16 protein-coding genes are annotated in these 16019 nt (G+C 60.2%); 9 read left to right on the top strand and 7 right to left on the bottom strand.

What is annotated here, in order from left to right; genetic code table 11:
• Both DTW90_RS25510 and DTW90_RS25515 read left to right on the top strand, forming a co-directional pair.
• On the top strand, positions 1–259 hold a 259-nt coding region (locus DTW90_RS25510), incomplete at its 5' end, for an efflux RND transporter permease subunit (RefSeq protein WP_149341924.1).
• Between the two features lies 1 nt (position 260).
• Positions 261–1541 (top strand): alpha/beta hydrolase, encoded by a 1281-nt coding sequence (locus DTW90_RS25515; RefSeq protein WP_149341926.1) that lies wholly within the window; start codon positions 261–263, stop codon positions 1539–1541.
• 208 nt (positions 1542–1749) lie between these two features.
• On the opposite strand, the gene DTW90_RS37680 is transcribed toward DTW90_RS25515, so the two are convergent.
• Positions 1750–2511: a hypothetical protein gene (locus DTW90_RS37680; RefSeq protein WP_246665039.1), complete on the bottom strand. Its 762-nt coding sequence runs from the start codon at positions 2509–2511 to the stop codon at positions 1750–1752.
• 12 nt (positions 2512–2523) lie between these two features.
• On the opposite strand from DTW90_RS37680, the gene DTW90_RS25525 reads away from it, so the two are divergent.
• Complete coding sequence (locus tag DTW90_RS25525; RefSeq protein WP_149341928.1) at positions 2524–2835, top strand: PepSY domain-containing protein; 312 nt, start codon at positions 2524–2526, stop codon at positions 2833–2835.
• A gap of 22 nt (positions 2836–2857) precedes the next feature.
• Positions 2858–3466, top strand: coding sequence for a general stress protein (locus DTW90_RS25530; protein WP_149341930.1), 609 nt, complete (start codon positions 2858–2860; stop codon positions 3464–3466).
• Between the two features lie 377 nt (positions 3467–3843).
• Here DTW90_RS25530 and DTW90_RS25535 read toward each other — a convergent pair whose 3' ends face one another.
• A complete protein-coding gene (locus tag DTW90_RS25535; RefSeq protein WP_149341932.1) occupies positions 3844–4305 on the bottom strand; it encodes a BA14K family protein in 462 nt (153 codons plus the stop codon).
• A gap of 313 nt (positions 4306–4618) precedes the next feature.
• Here DTW90_RS25535 and DTW90_RS25540 point away from each other — a divergent pair, with 313 nt between their 5' ends.
• On the top strand, positions 4619–5656 hold the full coding sequence (locus DTW90_RS25540; RefSeq protein WP_149341933.1) for a hypothetical protein: 1038 nt from the start codon (positions 4619–4621) through the stop codon (positions 5654–5656).
• A gap of 272 nt (positions 5657–5928) precedes the next feature.
• Here the strand turns inward: DTW90_RS25540 and DTW90_RS25545 are convergent, their stop codons facing one another.
• Together DTW90_RS25545 and DTW90_RS25550 are read right to left on the bottom strand one after the other, a co-directional pair.
• Complete coding sequence (locus DTW90_RS25545; RefSeq protein ID WP_149341935.1) at positions 5929–6147, bottom strand: hypothetical protein; 219 nt, start codon at positions 6145–6147, stop codon at positions 5929–5931.
• Between the two features lie 431 nt (positions 6148–6578).
• A complete protein-coding gene (locus tag DTW90_RS25550) occupies positions 6579–6758 on the bottom strand; it encodes a hypothetical protein (protein ID WP_149341937.1) in 180 nt (59 codons plus the stop codon).
• 325 nt (positions 6759–7083) lie between these two features.
• On the opposite strand from DTW90_RS25550, the gene DTW90_RS25555 reads away from it, so the two are divergent.
• The gene (locus tag DTW90_RS25555; RefSeq protein WP_149342143.1) at positions 7084–7536 is read left to right on the top strand and encodes an HD domain-containing protein; all 453 of its coding nucleotides are present in this window, start codon (positions 7084–7086) and stop codon (positions 7534–7536) included.
• A gap of 243 nt (positions 7537–7779) precedes the next feature.
• Here DTW90_RS25555 and DTW90_RS25565 read toward each other — a convergent pair whose 3' ends face one another.
• The 3 genes from DTW90_RS25565 to DTW90_RS25575 form a co-directional block, all read right to left on the bottom strand.
• A complete protein-coding gene (locus DTW90_RS25565) occupies positions 7780–8592 on the bottom strand; it encodes a transporter (protein ID WP_149341939.1) in 813 nt (270 codons plus the stop codon).
• Positions 8593–8833: 241 nt separating this feature from the next.
• Positions 8834–9790, bottom strand: a complete 957-nt coding sequence (locus tag DTW90_RS25570) for a formylglycine-generating enzyme family protein (RefSeq protein WP_149341941.1) — start codon at positions 9788–9790, stop codon at positions 8834–8836.
• Between the two features lie 174 nt (positions 9791–9964).
• Entirely contained in the window at positions 9965–11842 is a 1878-nt protein-coding gene (locus DTW90_RS25575; RefSeq protein WP_149341949.1) for a tetratricopeptide repeat protein, read from the bottom strand.
• 302 nt (positions 11843–12144) lie between these two features.
• Between DTW90_RS25575 and DTW90_RS25580 the strand changes: the two genes are divergently transcribed.
• The 3 genes from DTW90_RS25580 to DTW90_RS25590 all read left to right on the top strand — a co-directional run bounded on the left by DTW90_RS25580 (position 12145) and on the right by DTW90_RS25590 (position 15980).
• On the top strand, positions 12145–12384 hold the full coding sequence (locus DTW90_RS25580; RefSeq protein ID WP_149341951.1) for a hypothetical protein: 240 nt from the start codon (positions 12145–12147) through the stop codon (positions 12382–12384).
• A gap of 198 nt (positions 12385–12582) precedes the next feature.
• Complete coding sequence (locus DTW90_RS25585; RefSeq protein WP_149341953.1) at positions 12583–14301, top strand: arylsulfatase; 1719 nt, start codon at positions 12583–12585, stop codon at positions 14299–14301.
• A 170-nt stretch (positions 14302–14471) separates the two neighbouring features.
• Positions 14472–15980, top strand: coding sequence for an arylsulfatase (locus tag DTW90_RS25590; protein ID WP_149341955.1), 1509 nt, complete (start codon positions 14472–14474; stop codon positions 15978–15980).
• The last annotated feature ends 39 nt before the right edge of the window (positions 15981–16019 follow it).

Consider the following 16019-nt stretch of genomic DNA (forward strand, 5'->3'; position numbering starts at 1 on the left):
GATCGAGGAGTTGCGAGCGGAGGGAATGTCGGCGTGGAAGGCGGTGGTGGAGGCGACCGAGCACCGCATGCGGCCGATCATGCTCACCGCCGCCGCCGCGACGCTCGCCCTGATCCCGATCTCGCATGAGATTTTTTGGGGACCGATGGCGTACGCGATGATGGGTGGGATCGTTGTCGGAACGGCGCTGACACTTCTCTTTCTGCCGGCGCTCTACGTCGCCTGGTTCCGTATTCCGCGGGAAGTGGAGCAGAACTGAAATGACAGGATCGCTCTCGCATCCTGGGCGCGTTGCCCTGGGACACCGCCGCACTGTGACGATCGCGACCCTTCGTTGCGCGTGCAAGGCCGTCGCGGTCCTCGTGGCCCTCTCGCTTGTCACATCGGGTTGCGCCAGTCGGCCGCAAGACGTTCTGCGGCCACTCGCCGTCGCCCCGACCGGAACTTCTCGGGTCACCATGCTTGTCGCCACAACGCGCAAGCCTTCGGAGGATCCGGGCAAACTCTTTTCCGGCGACCGCGGGACGGCGATCTCGCTGAACAGCGTCGACGTCTCCGGCCCTCCCGACTGGACCCGCAAGATCGGTGAAGTGCAGTGGCCGTCCCGCATGCCGCCCAACCCGCAAAAGGAGTTTGCGGTGACGCAGGTGACAAAGGTGCAATCCGAAAGCCAGGCTGTCGACTGGTATCGGAAGAACCGAAACGCGAAGCATCAGGTCATCATATTCGTGCATGGCTTCAACAACACCTACGCCGACGCGGTCTTCCGTCTCGCGCAGATCGTCCATGACTCGGGAACCGACGCCGCCCCGATTCTCTTTACCTGGCCATCCCGAGGGCGTGTCTTCGACTACCTCTACGACAAGGAGAGCGCCAACTACTCGCGCCGAGCCTTGGAGGATCTCATCCTGCAGGCTGCAAAAAGTCCCGACATCTCCGACATCACGATCCTCGCTCATTCCATGGGCGGCTGGCTTGCCGCGGAGGCACTACGTGGCGTCGCCATGCGCGAGAAATCGATTCCGTCGAAGGTCAAGAATGTCGTTCTCGCATCGCCGGACATCGACATCGACGTGTTCCGTCGCCAGTTCACCGAAATGGGGCGCAAGCGGCCGCACTTTGTGATTTTGACGTCGACGCGCGACAAGGCGCTGGGGGTTTCCGGTTGGCTATCTGGCGGGGTCAATCGCCTCGGCGGGTCCGATCTCGGACCCTACGTGCCTCTTCTCGATGAACTCGGCGTTTCGGTCATCGACACGAGCGCCATCGCGACGAAGGACCCGCTTGGTCACAACGCCTTCGCCGACAGTCCCGAGATCGTCCGCCTTCTCGGGCGTCGGCTGGCCGGTCAGACCCTGGATCGTGGAAAGACAAGCGTTGCGGATCAGATCGGGGTGAGTGCCGCCAATTTTGCTGGCTCGGAGGCGCGGTTTGCCGTCGCGGCGCCGGTTGCCGTCGTCAGCCCGGAAGCGCGAGCGATCCTAAAGGAGGAACTCTCCTCCGATGTCGCACCTATCAAGGACGGACGGATATCGTACTGAAACATGGCCGTTCAAGCGACGGCCCGAATCCTTGGTCTCGAAGGACTCGTTTGGATTTCAAGTGGCAATTGCCAGGACTGCGAGGCATCTGCCACCGAACGTTTCCTGGATCGCAGGAGCCGGCGGCGTTCGCGTCCCGGCTGTACGGGCGGTCGAAGACAAACGTCGCGGACATCGCGCGGCTTCTTGAGAAGCCCGCGACTCCGGATCAACAGAGGAACGACTCGGAAAGAGATTCGTTGAGTCGCGAATCAGGAGTCTCCACACTACTGATCCGAACCGAGGACGACGGCCGCAAGCAGTTCGTATTCCCGCCCCGAAGCGGCCAATCCGTTATGATTTCCATTGTGTCTTCCAGTTTGCGGCGCGCGGCCACCACGGCCGTTAGACCGGATGGAGTGCGCGCGTCACGGCTGTGGCTATCTCTTCCGGCAACGCGGGCTTCCCCAAAGCCAACCCATTCGCAAACGCCGGCTCCGCCGCTTGACGGAATTCGCCTTCGCCCGAGTAAGACGATGAAAGGGATATTCAGTTCGCTCAGGCGCCGAACGACGACCGTGCACACTCCATCGGACAGGCGGGGATCGACGATCGCCAAAGACGGCTTGTTGACTTCAAGCCATGCAGCGGCTTCCGCGCAGGTGCTGAACGTCACATGGTTGCGATGACCGTTTTCATCGAGGACTTCTTCGAGATCCAAAGCGATGAAGGGCTGGTCCTCAAGCAAAAGAATGTTTCGGACAACGCTGTTCCTCAGGTGTCTCATCACATTATATGTCATCTTTGCTTGTGTCACGTGACGATGAGTTCCGGTATGCGGGCTCTCGGTCGAGGCGGCGCTGCTCAGGGCGGACGTCTCCCATCGCAGCCTTTCCTTGGTAGCGCGTCCTACGCCGTTTACAAGGCGAAGTTCCACAAACAAATCATTGGAACTTCTAGCGTTTCCGCATGTTTCAGTTTCAGTCAACATGAGGAGAACACCATGAAAAAAATCGCCGCCTTTTCCGCCGTCCTGCTTCTCTCGGCATCCGGAGCCTTCGCTCAAAGCGAAACACCGAGCACGTCGCAGACCACTCCGGCAGTCAAAACCGAACAGAACCCAGGAGCTCCGGTCGCTGGCAAGAACAGCTTCACGGAGACACAGGCCAAGTCCCGCCTGGAAGACGCAGGCTACAAGGATGTGACCGGGCTGAAGCTCGACGACCAAGGTGTCTGGCGCGCAACCGCGACCAAGGACGGCAAGCAAGCGAACGTCGCCCTGGACTTCCAGGGCAATGTGACGATGGCCAAGTAACTTGAACACGGAGGAGATTTCTATGAAAACGATCACTGGACTTTATGACAGCTACAGCGACGCCAAGGCAGCCGTTAGCGCGTTGGAAGACGCAGGCGTATCATCCGACGACATTAGCATTGTCACCAACAAGACCAACGGCGTCGATGTGGAAGGCCAGGGTAGCCATGCGGCTGACGGCGCCGGGACCGGTGCTGGCATCGGAGCCGTGGCTGGCGGTGCAGGCGGGCTTCTGGCTGGTCTCGGCATGCTTGCCATCCCCGGAGTCGGCCCGGTTGTCGCTGCTGGATGGCTTGCGGCTACGGCGGCAGGAGCGGTTGCCGGAGCGGTTGCAGGCGGAGCCGTTGGCGGCATTGTCGGGGCCATGGTTGAATCCGGAGTGCCGGAAGAGGACGCCAACGTGTACGCCGAAGGGGTCCGCCGCGGTGGATCGGTCGTAACCGCACGGGTGGACGAAAGCCGTGTCGCCTCGGCAGAAGCGATCCTCAATAGTTCGCCGCGCGTCGACATCGCAGCACGTCGGGCCAGCTACGCCGAGCAGGGCTGGACACGCTTCGACGAAACGGCCGATCCGTACACGGCAGAACAGATTGCGGCGGAGCGCGAGCGATACCTGAGGAATCGTCTGTAGGCGAACTCGGGGAAGGCCGGTGCGATTTGCCCCAGCTTTCCTTCTCAACGTCAGAGGTCACGACCAGCCGATGACGCTTTCGAAATCGCCTTCCAATCTGGAATAACTAGTCGCTGTCGCCCGGAATCCGGTCGGCAGCGACCAGTAAAGGATTGTTTCCCTCCAGTAGGACGCCCGTCATGAACTCCCTGTTTTCCAAATTCGCAACGAAGATCGCCGATCTCTCCGGCAAGCCCGCGACCTTCGTAGCAGGCCTGCGGTCTTCTATTAGGTAATCTCGGAATCCGGTTCGCCTCGACGCGGCTTGTTTTTTCGTGCGCAAGCCGCTTCGTCAGCGCATTCTTTGTCCCCTTCGTTCGGTTCCCGCGCGGTCCTGATCAGTATGGGGACAGGCAAGGCTGCCGAGGACCGTGATATGGCTGGAACGTATCGTCGTAGGCCCTGTACGAACGGTAGCGCGCATAGCACCATTGCGTATGGCCGGTGCCGCCATAGTACGTCCGGCGATAGTAGCGCGGCGCGTAGTAGAGCCCTCCATAGTATCCCTGGCCGTAGTAGCCGGGGTTGTAGTAGCCAGATCCATAATAATTCGGCTGTGCGAGCAGCCCACCGATTATTGCGCCCGCGGCAAGTCCGCCCAACGCCCAACCCCAGTCACCGCCACCATGATTGTGGTAGTAGCCGCCGTGGTAGTATCCGCCATGGCCGCCATGATAGTATGCCCGTTGCGCTTGCGGTGCCTCGATCGTCGGGGCTGCAATGGCGGGAAACGCTGCAGCGGGCGGCGCGCTCGTGAGCGCCGCCGTGAGCGACAGAAGAACGAATGCGAGCCTTCTCATTGGCTTCACCTTTCCGTCGAATTTGCGGCCCATCAGTATAGCGCGGAAAGGACCGCGTGGCACTGACTTTCCACGTAGACGTTTCCAGCAGCTCGGTTCCCTGAAATCCTGGGTTCGACAAAGCCGCGAACAATTTGGCGAGGTCGACCGGGTGGGGCTATCGTCGATGTTGTTGCGATTGGACGTGTACCCCCTGCGGAAAGTGCCGCGATCGCGTCTTCCCTGAAATCAGCGTAAACGGTTGCGTTACCGTAACGTACTTCCTCGATGCCGAGGTTTTTGGCAGCCTCTTGGAGAGGGAGGCGGGTGTTTGATGGCAGCGACCGCAACGGAAGAGCTCACGTCCGGCGAGGTGCAGCACCAACTGGCGCGCATCGTCTGCAGTCCCGACTTCAAACTCCCCCGGCGGTCGGTCGATTTTCTCTCCTATGTCGTCAACGAGACTCTTGAGGGCCGATCGACCCATCTGAAGGCCTTCACGATCGCCCTGTCGGTGTTCGGGCGAGACTCGACGTTCGATGCGCAGAATGATCCATGTGTCCGCCTCGACGCTGGACGGATAAGGCGGGCGCTGGAGCGCTACTATCTGATGTCCGGCAGGAACGACCCTGTGATCATCACGATCCCCAAAGGCTCATATGTGGCCGCCTTCCGTCGCAGTCTATCTGGTCCGTCGGAAGTTGCGGGTGCGCGCGATCAAGCGCCCCGTCCGGATGCGTCGATTAAAGGGAGCGCCGCAGAAGGTGCGGACGAACCCGCGAGCGGACGGCCGCAGTCGACGAAATGTTGGTGCGGACGCGTTAACGGGCCGACCGCTCTCGCCTTGAGCGCGCTTGGGGTCGCGACGACGTTTTTCCCACGGGAGGCAGATCACGGAGCAGCAGCGACATCTCCCTCGGATCCTCGACCAGTGGTAGTTGTCGAACACTTCGAAATTGCATCCCGAGGGGACTTAGCCTCGACACTCTCACGCGGATTGAACGCCAGTATCATCAGCAGGCTTGTGCAATTCCGGGATGTTGTGGTCGCCGTCCCGATTGCCAAGGTCGAGACCGAGGGGAAAGGCTCGCGCCTTGTCTACTCGCTTCAAGGAAGCGTGCAGCTCGAGGGGGGAAAGCTGCGGGTATCCGCACAGCTGGTCCGCCGGACAGACGGCACGGTCGTACTGGCTCGTGGATATGACGACGTTATCGCTGCGGGGAGGCTGGCGCCTATCCAGGATCTCATCGCTGACACCCTGGCGGATGCGATCGAGTGCCAGCACGAACTCCTGGTTCAGCCCGGACGATCGGAAAGCACCGGAAATACGAAGGCATTTGAGGCGTGTTCTGAATTCATCGCTCGGCGCTGAAACTGGTCTTTTCGGCAGCCTCCGAAAGGGAGAACCGAAGCCAGAACAGCCGCCAGCGGTCCGCGCCCTAACACGTCGAGGCAGACGCCGACGTGCGATCGCAGGATCGTATTCGGCCACCCTCCTGGTCGGCATTTACGCATGGTCCCCTATACAAAGGGAACGAGCCAGACGCACTCGGATGGACCGGGAAACGGAGAGGCGCCTGGCCCCGTCCACTCTAAAGTGGACCGCGATAAACCGGCTGCAGGCAGTTTTGTTCCTAGACGAGATCAAGTGATCGCTGCAGTCCTTGCCAAGATCAGGAGTTGCGCTTCGTTCTTGATGCCCCGTTTGTAAAAATGGATGATGTTCGATGCCAGCAGATCGTTTCGATCCGTTCCCGGCTCGATTTTCAGTTCGGTACGCACGACATCGAAGACACGCTGGCATATCGCCAAGTTCTCCGAGAACAACGGCAGATCGTCCGGATGGATATGGTGTCGGATCATTTCATACCCCACCTACACCAATGAAATCTAGCGAAAGGCGCAGGGGGTGCAATAGGCGATCTGGGCGATTCAGTTTCGCCGCATTCTCGGTGGGATCACGTGTTCGAGTCCCGGCGCGGAGCGTCTAAAAGAGTACAGCGATGAGCGAAGTCGTCGGCCAGCTTCGACCGCGAAGGATGGCGTCTTCGCGCGGACGCGAAGCAACGACAGCAAAAAATCGCGCACCGAAAATCCCCCGTAATCGGGCCGGCGGGCCAGTCTGCGATTGTTACCGTAACGTACTTACCTTGTCGGTCGGTTCGGCTACACTCTCTAGCCGTCGGATGCACAGAAGATCGGATAGGTCGATGGAGGCGGAGCGAGGCGGGCGCGTTGCCGCGAAAGGCAGTTCGAAGCGAGGGCTGGCAAAGCCCATGTTGAAGCTTCCGAGTCTACGCGGCAAACTTCAGGACGTCGTCGCCCGGAATCCCGTTCTCTCCGATCTCCTGGAAGCATACGACGAGGCGACCGCCATGCTTGACCGACTCGAGCACCAAATCTGTGAGGATGAAGCTCTGCTCGTCGAGTACAGATCCATCTGCACCGACATCGAGAACGACATGATTGAACAATGTCTCGTCCTACGTCCGTGAGTTTGCGCCAAGAGCCTGTCCCAATGCTCGCGTCATATTGTGGCGACTGCGATGGCCGCCGACTTCTAGCTGAGGTTTGGAGCGGGTCGCATTGAACAAATTTGTTTTCGCAAAGTTCCTGTCATCAAGTTTCTGGCGCACCGACAGGGAGACTAAATCGATGGCGCGATGCTGATGGGTTTTGCGGAGAGGGATTGCACCACGGAAATTGGCTGACGAGATCCAAATACGTCTTTCCGTTGAACGAACGGCAAAAACGATACGGTCGACAGCGCGTTATCTGCTTGGAAGCGGAGGAACTCAAATGCATGAAGGGCAGCATCTTCAGCACGCAATCCTCGTCGCGGCGGAAGCCCACGACGGACAACTCGACAAGGCGGGCAATCCGTATTTCGATCACTGCAGACGTGTCGCCGACCTTGTCCTGACAGACGAGGAGAAGATCGTGGCCTATCTTCATGACGTGGTCGAAAAAGGGAAAGGTTGGACGCTTGACCGGCTCAAGGAAGAGGGCTTTCCAAAGGCGATCATTGTAGCCGTCGATGCCCTGACGAAGCGGTCGGGAGAAGACGAACGTGTCTTTGTCCAGCGAGCCGTATCAACCCCCTTGGCTCGTAAGGTGAAGAAGGCTGACCTCGAAGACAATCTACTTCAGGCCGAGCAAGCGGGCCTTGACTCCTCAAAATACGAAGACGGGTTGAGGATGACCGAAGGCCGACTCGGTTCTTGGGGTCTGTCGGTAGGGGGCCGCAAATAGGGCGAGCGCTGTCTATCGCCATGAATAGGTCGCGTCCCAAGGGGCTATCGTCGCCCTCGACGCGGTCGCTGCAGGAAGATGGAGGGGCTCGTATTCTTCGCCGGTCTCCTTCCGCCGACGCCGCTCTCCAGCACGAGCAACGAGACACCCATACTCCTCGTGCACGGCAAGGACGACCAGCCGAAGGACCCGGCCCCGCGCTCGTGGCTACAGTCGGAGCAGCCTTTGGAGGTGAATTTTCGCCTATTTCGGAAACAGGAACGTGACTGCCACGCGGACGCCCCAACCATCGGGGCCGCTGTCGGGGGACTTGGCCCAATAGCGAGCTCCCGCAGTGAGGCTTACAGGTTGCTTGCCAAACTTCACGAGCTTTGAAACCTGAAGGTTGAGAGGAACCGACCAGTCATTGTGTTCCCAGTCGTACGTACTCTCGGTGTTGAGCGTAAACGTCCAGGCGTCGGGCGTGGTATAGGAGACAAAGGGCTGCAGAAATGTGGCGCTTACATCGTCTCTGTCGCGCTGGCCCGCAAACGACCAAATATGGTTCGCGAGCATACCATATGTCCAAGGCCCCTGCTGTTTCAGGGCAACGGCCGTTGGACCGACACCCCACTTGCCGCTTCCCAACAACTCATCGGTCGCCATTGGCAACAAGAAAGCCGGCCCTGCACCCCAGATGAGGCCGCCGGAGCCGGGCTGCTTGGGCGAGAAGAACAGACTCTGCGTAGTGTCGCCGAGCCCGAACTGATGCCCCGATGCGCCCGCAATGTCGTTTTGCCAGATGACAGGCGTGATCGTACGGGAAATCAGGTTCCAATCCTCGTTCAAGGAGAACGGGATCACAGGTTGGATGTTCAAGACTTGGCGGTTGCCATCAGCGGGTCCGTAACCGCTGTCGTAGTTGAACTGGAAGGGTACGCTGATCAACGACGCAATGGGGTTGCTCAACTTTTTCGCGAGGTCTGAGCTGGACTCCTGCGCCAATGCGGAATGACCCCAAGAAAAGACAGTCAACGTCGATGCGACCAAGGCGGCCGCTGTTGGTGAAACTCTCATGCCTTCTCCCCTCTGGCATTTCAGTGCAAATTGATTGGCATCGCACGCGATGCGGTCAGTAGCCCGAGCTCGGCCCGCCCGCGTCGAAATTCGCTAAATTGTCCTTTGAGGCTCCCCGCCCTTCGGCTCGATGCGCCGCATCCTTGACTCCACTGCCATGACAAGCGGCGCTTTACCTGATCTGGACCCCGTTCGATGCCGTATCGCAGGACCTGGTATGAATTCGACGGGAGCGGCGAAGTCATGCATGCTTGACGCACCGGAAGCCCACATGACTGGTCGACGTGTCCTCCGGCTCGGCATGCCTCGCCGCCGGGCGATAGCGTCGGCAGTAGTTCGGCGCACAAAGATGCGATCCGCCCTTCAGGACACGCTGCGGTATTCGGATTTCCGGTTGCCGGGGATCGAAGCTCGCTTCTCGGTCGCCACCGCGCGGGTTTTGAGGAATGCAGCACGAATTGGCGGCAGGTTCCGAATGGCCGGCCGACCAGAAGTCGGACGTCCACTCCCAGACGTTGCCGATCATGTCAAGGATGCCATATCCATTCGCAGGGAAGGCGCCGACGGGCGACGTCCTGTCCGCTCCGGCGGATTTGGTGCTTTGCGTGGGAAAGATGCCCTGCCACGTGTTGGCCATGAGCTTTCCATCCGGGCTGAGTTCGTCGCCCCATGCAAACTCGGCGTTTTCCAGACCACCACGTGCGGCCAGTTCCCATTCGGCCTCCGTTGGCAAGCTCTTTCCCGCCCACTCCGCATAGGAGCAGGCGTCGCTATAGGCGACATGAACAACCGGATGGTCGAGCTTGCCGCGAATGTCGCTACGACCACCATAAGGATGCCGCCAGTTAGCTCCAAACTTGAACGACCACCATTGACCGATGTCGGGGCCGGCGACCGCTTTCGGTTGGGTGAATACAAGGGATCCGGCCCTGAGCATCGTCGGAATCGCACCGGGGTAGTCGGCAGCATCTGGCGTCCGCTCCGCAACGGTGACATGTCCAGTCGCCTTGACGAAGGCCGCGAACTGGCGGTTGGTCACGGGCGTCGCGTCGATCCAGAAGCCGTCGACCGAGACTGGATGGGCGGGGGCTTCTTCCGGATAGTGCTCGTTCGACCCCATCGTGAAGGTTTGGCCCGGTACCCATACGAGGCCAGCCATCCCTTCGTCATTCACATTGGCTGATGTCAGCAATGTCATCCTGAGGTCCTCGCTATGAAAACGCCCGAGGGGAGGAGACGGTCCCGCCTCGCCTGACATGGTCCCCAGGACACAATTTGTCAGAAGACTAATAAAAGTCTAGGTAAATCGTTGCCTCATCGTAACGCATAACTTGTGCTCGCGATGATTGTACCTGCGTCAGTGAGTATGTTCTCAGGGCCGGTTGGCATCGGCCGAGGTCTGGGTGGCGGGCGCCGACCAACCCGCCTTGCGTAGTCCTGCAACAAGGCGGTCGACAATGGATTCGATTGGCTGGTGGCGGCGGTACCCTGCCGCCGGGTCGCGAGCGAGCGACGGCGATCGGGCCGTCATTTCTGCTAACGCGTGCCGCGCGGCTTCCTTGTTCCCCAATGCTCCCTCAGCGATGGCCACGAAGGACCAGCTCATGCCCGAACCGTCGGCTGTCGATCGCTCGGCGCTCTCCAGAGCCGCAGGATAGTCGCCTTGAAGGTATGCATAGACAGAAATCAGGTTGAAATACCATCCTGGAGGGTTGATGGTCCGGTCGATGGCACGTTGGAGATAGGGCAGGCCCTCCTGCCAGTTGCCGCGGGCGGCAAGCCGCCAGCCGAGCTGGGCGAGCGTGTCGGGATCATTGGGATTGAGAGCCAGGGCCTGCCGCTGCAAGCGTTCCGCCTCGTCGTAGTTCCCGGAATAATAGTTGATCGAAGACAGCGCCTGCAGTGCAAGAACGCTCTTCGGATTGAGTTCGACGGCGCGCCTAGCAGCGGTGAAGGCTTGCGCAAACTCGCTCTCGAACTTTTCCGTTGGCTCCATTTCGAACCTAACTGCATCGAGATGCATCCAGCCGAGCATGGCCCATCCGGACGCATAGCCGGGATCGCGCTGGATCGCCTCTTGAAGGCAGGCTCGCACGGGGCCGTAGAGTTCTGTTTGGAACGTGCGCCTGTATGCATAGGCGCGCAGCATGCAGGCATAACTCGGCATGCTGGGGATGGCGTTCTCGACGAGGCGGTCGGCGGCGTCGTTGTTCACGACGCCGTAGGGTTGTCCAAGGAGAGTTGCAATACTGCCCGCCAATTCGTCCTGCACGTCGAGCAGCGCGGAGGCCGTCATTGCGCGGTCATAGGTTTCGCTCCACAGAACCTGGCCGCTTCTTGCGTCGATGAGCTGTGCACCGACCCTGACCGTCTCGTTGTTCGAACGCAGGCTGCCCTTTACGACGTAGGCCACGGCAAGTCGCCGGCCGAGATTTGTCGGATCGGCATTTGCGTCCTGAGCGAAGCTTGCGGGCAACGAATAGAGCCTGAGGGTATCGAACCGCATGAGATTGGTGATCAGTTGCTGTGTCAGCCCGGAGGCAAGGAAACGGTCGTCCTCCCCCGCGCTCAGCGCCTCGAAGGGCAGGACGATCATCGTCGGACCGCGGGCCATGGGATCGGGGCCTTGGCCATGGGTCCTGCTCCAAACCCAGGCAGCGGCACCAACACAAGCGAGAAGGATCACGAACGCCACCACGGCATTCCGCCATCCGGGCTGCCATTTGTGCGAGCCGGCATCGCGGCTTTCCGGCGGATCGAACGGTATGGCTGCCGGGTGAATATCCGGCTCCGCCAACCTTGCAGGCGACGCGAGAACCGGTGCGTCGGTCGCTGTGGTCGAATGAACCGGACTCGATCCAGCGCCGCCCTCCGTCCATTCAAACTGACACGCATATCCGCCCCGTGGGATGGAGATACGGATCCGGTCGTGACTTCCCGCCCCGGCATAGTAGCAGTCGAGATCGCGCCGAAGACGGCGAGCCTCCAGACGAACCACCGGGTCGGACTGCGGATCGAAGGACTGATCGCGATCGAAAACGGCAAGTGCTATGGTGTAGCCCTTGAGGAGATCCGCCCTTCCGTGCAACGTCTCCTCCACGAGATATCGCAACAGCAGGCGGCGGCGCGGGCTGGCTTGAAACGTCGGATTCGCCAAGATCCGTTCCATTTGAAGGTGACGTTCGCTCGGCGACGGACCGGCAGCCAGCGCTTCTTGCTCGTTTCCAGACTGGATTGGGGTAGATGCCATCGACGACCCCCATTCGATGGTCCGCGGGACACGCTCTTTGGCCTGTCGGTGCGACGTCTGCTTACCGTTAGGATGAAACGCTGGGGAGTATGCATCTTTTCCGTGTCCGTTGGTATCGAAATTTCGAAGTAGCTAATGTACAACTCATCTGGCCGCGGTCGGCGGGGTGAAATCACTTCCAAACGAGTGATCGGAGCGTGCTCGTTCGCTTGGCCGCCGGTGCGAACATGTTCGTACCTTGCTTCCCCTCCTCTTATGCTCAAGCCTTCGTCCACGCACCTCGCCATCAGAGGATAAGCGTCATGTCAGGACTAAACCTCCTCGTCGCTCGTTGGCCCTATCGGGAACTATCCATACGCAGACTGTTCACCCGGAACGCCGATTTTCGGGCACTATGCGAAGACTACGAGGAGGCGCTTCGTGCGATGCGACACTGGCAAGACGCAGGTAGTGAACCGAAGGCGGAGGAATTCCGCAATCTTGCGACGGAGATCGAGACCGAGATCGTGCGCATGCTCGATCTCTCGACGGGATCGCCATAGCCGAAACTCGATACAGGCTGCGTCCCCTATCGTCGAACGCGGGCTGTGAACGATTGGGAGCGACCGACGCCCGCTCAGCCGATCTGCCGATGAACGCAGGCCTAATGCATACGTCGCAGATGGGCTGCGCCCGCATGTTTGTAGCTGAGCCACTGGCCCTTGGGTGCGGGCGCACCATGACACTGGAGGGAGAGTCAAATGAGCATAAAGCAGAATCTTCTAACGGCTGCTCTGTTATGCGGCGGCGCGCTGGTCATTGGCGGTCACGCGCCTGCTCAAGCCCAGGAACAGCAGAAGCCCAACATACTTTTCATCATGGGAGACGATATCGGCTACATGCAGCCGGGCATCTATCATCGCGGTCTGATGGTCGGTGAAACTCCCAACATCGACCGCATCGGCAGGGAAGGGGCGCTCTTTACCGACTATTATGCCGAGCAGAGCTGCACCGCCGGTCGTAACGCCTTCTTCACCGGGATGCACCCGCTGCGGACCGGTATGATTCCGCCGCAACTGCCCGGCAGTCCGTCCTACCTGCGACCAGGAACGCCGACTCTGGCGAAGTTCCTCTACGATCTCGGCTATACGACCGGCGAGTTCGGCAAGAACCATCTGGGCGACCACACCGACGCCCTGCCGACAGCCCACGGCTTCCAGGAGTTCTGGGGCTACCTCTACCATCTCGATGCGATGCAGGGGGTGAGCTTCCCGGACATCAACAAGACGCCGACCGAGCAGACGGTCGCCCCGCCTTGCAGGAACACGCCGATCCCCGGCCTGCGTGAAGATCCGGCTGCTGTCGACCCGAAAACGACGACATGCTTGACGCCGCCGCGTCCGATACTCGCGTGCAGCTCCTCCGACGGCAGTTCCGGAAACCAGACCTGTCGTGACGAGGGTCCGCTGACGCTCGAAAGATCGAAGGGCGTCGATGAGGAGATATCGAGCCACGTCATCGACTTCCTCGACCGCAACGATCCCAAGAAGACCCAAAAGCCGTTCTTCGTCTGGTACAACCCCGCGCGCATGCATATCACCACCGTGCTGCCGGACAAGTACATGGCGATGGTGGGGGAACCTGGCGGCAAGGACTGGGGTGTCAACGAAGCCGGCATGAAGCAGATGGACGACAACATCGGCTACGTAATGAAGAAGCTTGATGAGATGGGTCAGCTCGACAACACCATCATCGTCTTCACCACGGACAACGGCGCCGAGACGATCACCTACCCCGATGGTGGCACCACGCCCTTCAAGGGTGGCAAGCTGACCACGTGGGAAGGCGGCATGCGTGCACCGCTGGTCGTTCGCTGGCCGGGCCACATCGAACCTGGAACCATCAAGACGGATATCTTCGCCTCGCTCGACTGGCTGCCGACACTCGTCGACATCGCCGGCGGCCCCAAGGGAGACGGACTTAAGGAACAGATCCAAAAAGGCGCCTATCCGGGCATCGTCAAGACGACGCTCGATGGCGTCGATCAACGGGACTACCTCGAAGGCAAGCAAGCCAAGTCGAACCGCGACACCTTCTTCTACTACTCCGGCAAGGATCCGTCGGCGGTCCGCTACAAGAACTGGAAAATGTACTTTGCGATGGTCTCCGATTCACCGACGGGCTTCATTGCGGGCGTAGTTCCCTACCACTGGACGCAGGTCGTCAACATCAAGCGCGATCCCTTCGAAACCGCGATCGGCGACCAGGCAAAGACCCTGTTTGGTCTCGGAGGCGCTATAGCTGCACCCGCATCGGCCTATGTCTACGACTGGAACATGCTGCCGATCGGCCAGGTGCTGTGGCTGAAGGAGCTGTCAAGCTACATCGATTATCCGCCGATGCAGAGCCCGGCCAGCTATAACCTCGAGCAGGTCATGGAACAGGTGAAGCAGATGAAGAATTCGGGTGCGAGCGACTGACAGCTCAGTCGAGCATTCCCGCTGGCCGAGAAGAGTCGGCGCCTGATGGCGCCGACTGATCATGCTGGTGACGGTGCTCCGAAGCTCACAAGCAGGCTTCGGTCTCTTAAACGGATAGATTGATCGGGCCGCCGCCGATTCATCGACGCTGGCGGACAAAGGAGGCAAACATGAGATGGCTTGGGCGGTTGCGGCAGATACGCGATGTGCTGACTATCGGCTCCTGCCTGATCGCCCCCGCCTTGTTCAGCGGGCCGGCCTGCGCTCAGCAAACACCGCCGAATATCTTGCTCATCCTAGGTGACAACATTGGTTATGGCGACGTGGGCGCCTACGGTGGTGGCGAACTACGCGGTGCGCCAACTCCGCACATCGATCAGTTTGCCGCGGAGGGGTTGAGGCTCACACAGTTTCTGGTCGAGCCGTCCTGCACGCCCTCGCGTGCCGCCTTGATGACCGGGCGCTACTCCGTCCGCTCCGGATTGTCGCTGGTAGCGGTTGCCGGCACGGACATTTCGCTGCCGGCGAAGGAAATCACAATGGCCGAGATGCTGCACGACGCCGGCTACGCCACTGCGATCTTTGGCAAATGGCACCTCGGAGGGCAAACCTACAGTCAGCCGCAGAACCAGGGTTTTGACGAGTTCTATGGCATCCCTCCCAACGACACATGGGACGCGTTCGGCATGATCCGCCAGGGCCGTCAGACACAGTCCCTCGATATCCCGATCGACAAGGGACCGCAAATCGTCGAGGCAAGACGGGGCGAGCCGCTTAAGCCGGTGAAGCCATACACGGAGGAAGTGCGTCGCGGAATTGACTGGGAACTGGTGGATCACGGCATCGACTTCATGAAGCGCGAAACGGCGGCAGGCAAGCCGTTCTTTCTATACCTGCCGATTTCCCGGACGCATTTTCCCAATCTGCCCTCGAAACCCTTCGAGGGAGTATCCCGCATTGGCCAGTTCGGCGATTCCCTGATGGAATGCGATGCGATTATCGGCAAGCTGCTTGACTCGTTGAAAGAGCTTGGCCTCGACGAGGACACCATTGTGATCCTGGCTTCTGACAACGGACCTGACGGGCCGGGAGCACGCGCATTCGGCGGCGACATGCCAGACGTCGGATCAAGCGGACCCTATCGTGGCGCGCTCGGCGATGTGAGCGAAGGCGCGATCCGCACCATCGCCATGATCCGCTGGCCGCACCGGGTCAGCCCTCGGTCCTCATACGCCATGTTCTCCATCATGGATTTCTTCCCAACCCTTGCGCATCTTGCGGGCGGCAAGGTGCCCGACGACCGTCCGGTCGACGGCGTCGACCAGAGCGACCTGCTGCTTGGCAAGAACAATACCGGAGCGCGCGACCATCTGCTGACTTTCGTCGGCGCCGATCTGGTCGCGGTCCGCTGGAAGCAATTCCGAGCCTATTTTGCCGACGTGGCGCCCGGCCGTAGCGGTGCAGGCGGCGCGACGCTGATGGGCGGAGTGGGAGCGAGCGCCGCGCCAATGAACGGCTATCCAAAGGTGTTCAATATCGAGTCGGACCCGCAGGAGGAGCACAATATTGGCGAGATGTACAATTGGGTTCTCGGTCCGTTGTTGGGGACGGTCGAGGAATACAAGGCGACCTTGGCAAAGGCGCCGAACCCGCCCGCAGCGAACATGACAAAGTTTTGATCTCGGCTCGATGCAGCACCGAACGCAGGGTGGACCGTG

The organism is Neorhizobium sp. P12A (assembly GCF_008365395.1).
GTDB lineage: Bacteria > Pseudomonadota > Alphaproteobacteria > Rhizobiales > Rhizobiaceae > Rhizobium.

Excerpts from the sequence above, each read along its gene's own strand:
- DTW90_RS25515 (WP_149341926.1), top strand. The coding sequence starts at position 261 with ATGACAGGATCGCTCTCGCATCCTGGGCGCGTTGCCCTGGGACACCGC.
- DTW90_RS37680 (WP_246665039.1), bottom strand. The coding sequence starts at position 2,511 with ATGTTGACTGAAACTGAAACATGCGGAAACGCTAGAAGTTCCAATGAT.
- DTW90_RS25525 (WP_149341928.1), top strand. The coding sequence starts at position 2,524 with ATGAAAAAAATCGCCGCCTTTTCCGCCGTCCTGCTTCTCTCGGCATCC.
- DTW90_RS25530 (WP_149341930.1), top strand. The coding sequence starts at position 2,858 with ATGAAAACGATCACTGGACTTTATGACAGCTACAGCGACGCCAAGGCA.
- DTW90_RS25535 (WP_149341932.1), bottom strand. The coding sequence starts at position 4,305 with ATGAGAAGGCTCGCATTCGTTCTTCTGTCGCTCACGGCGGCGCTCACG.
- DTW90_RS25540 (WP_149341933.1), top strand. The coding sequence starts at position 4,619 with ATGGCAGCGACCGCAACGGAAGAGCTCACGTCCGGCGAGGTGCAGCAC.
- DTW90_RS25545 (WP_149341935.1), bottom strand. The coding sequence starts at position 6,147 with ATGATCCGACACCATATCCATCCGGACGATCTGCCGTTGTTCTCGGAG.
- DTW90_RS25555 (WP_149342143.1), top strand. The coding sequence starts at position 7,084 with ATGCATGAAGGGCAGCATCTTCAGCACGCAATCCTCGTCGCGGCGGAA.
- DTW90_RS25565 (WP_149341939.1), bottom strand. The coding sequence starts at position 8,592 with ATGAGAGTTTCACCAACAGCGGCCGCCTTGGTCGCATCGACGTTGACT.
- DTW90_RS25570 (WP_149341941.1), bottom strand. The coding sequence starts at position 9,790 with ATGACATTGCTGACATCAGCCAATGTGAATGACGAAGGGATGGCTGGC.
- DTW90_RS25575 (WP_149341949.1), bottom strand. The coding sequence starts at position 11,842 with ATGGCATCTACCCCAATCCAGTCTGGAAACGAGCAAGAAGCGCTGGCT.
- DTW90_RS25580 (WP_149341951.1), top strand. The coding sequence starts at position 12,145 with ATGTCAGGACTAAACCTCCTCGTCGCTCGTTGGCCCTATCGGGAACTA.
- DTW90_RS25585 (WP_149341953.1), top strand. The coding sequence starts at position 12,583 with ATGAGCATAAAGCAGAATCTTCTAACGGCTGCTCTGTTATGCGGCGGC.
- DTW90_RS25590 (WP_149341955.1), top strand. The coding sequence starts at position 14,472 with ATGAGATGGCTTGGGCGGTTGCGGCAGATACGCGATGTGCTGACTATC.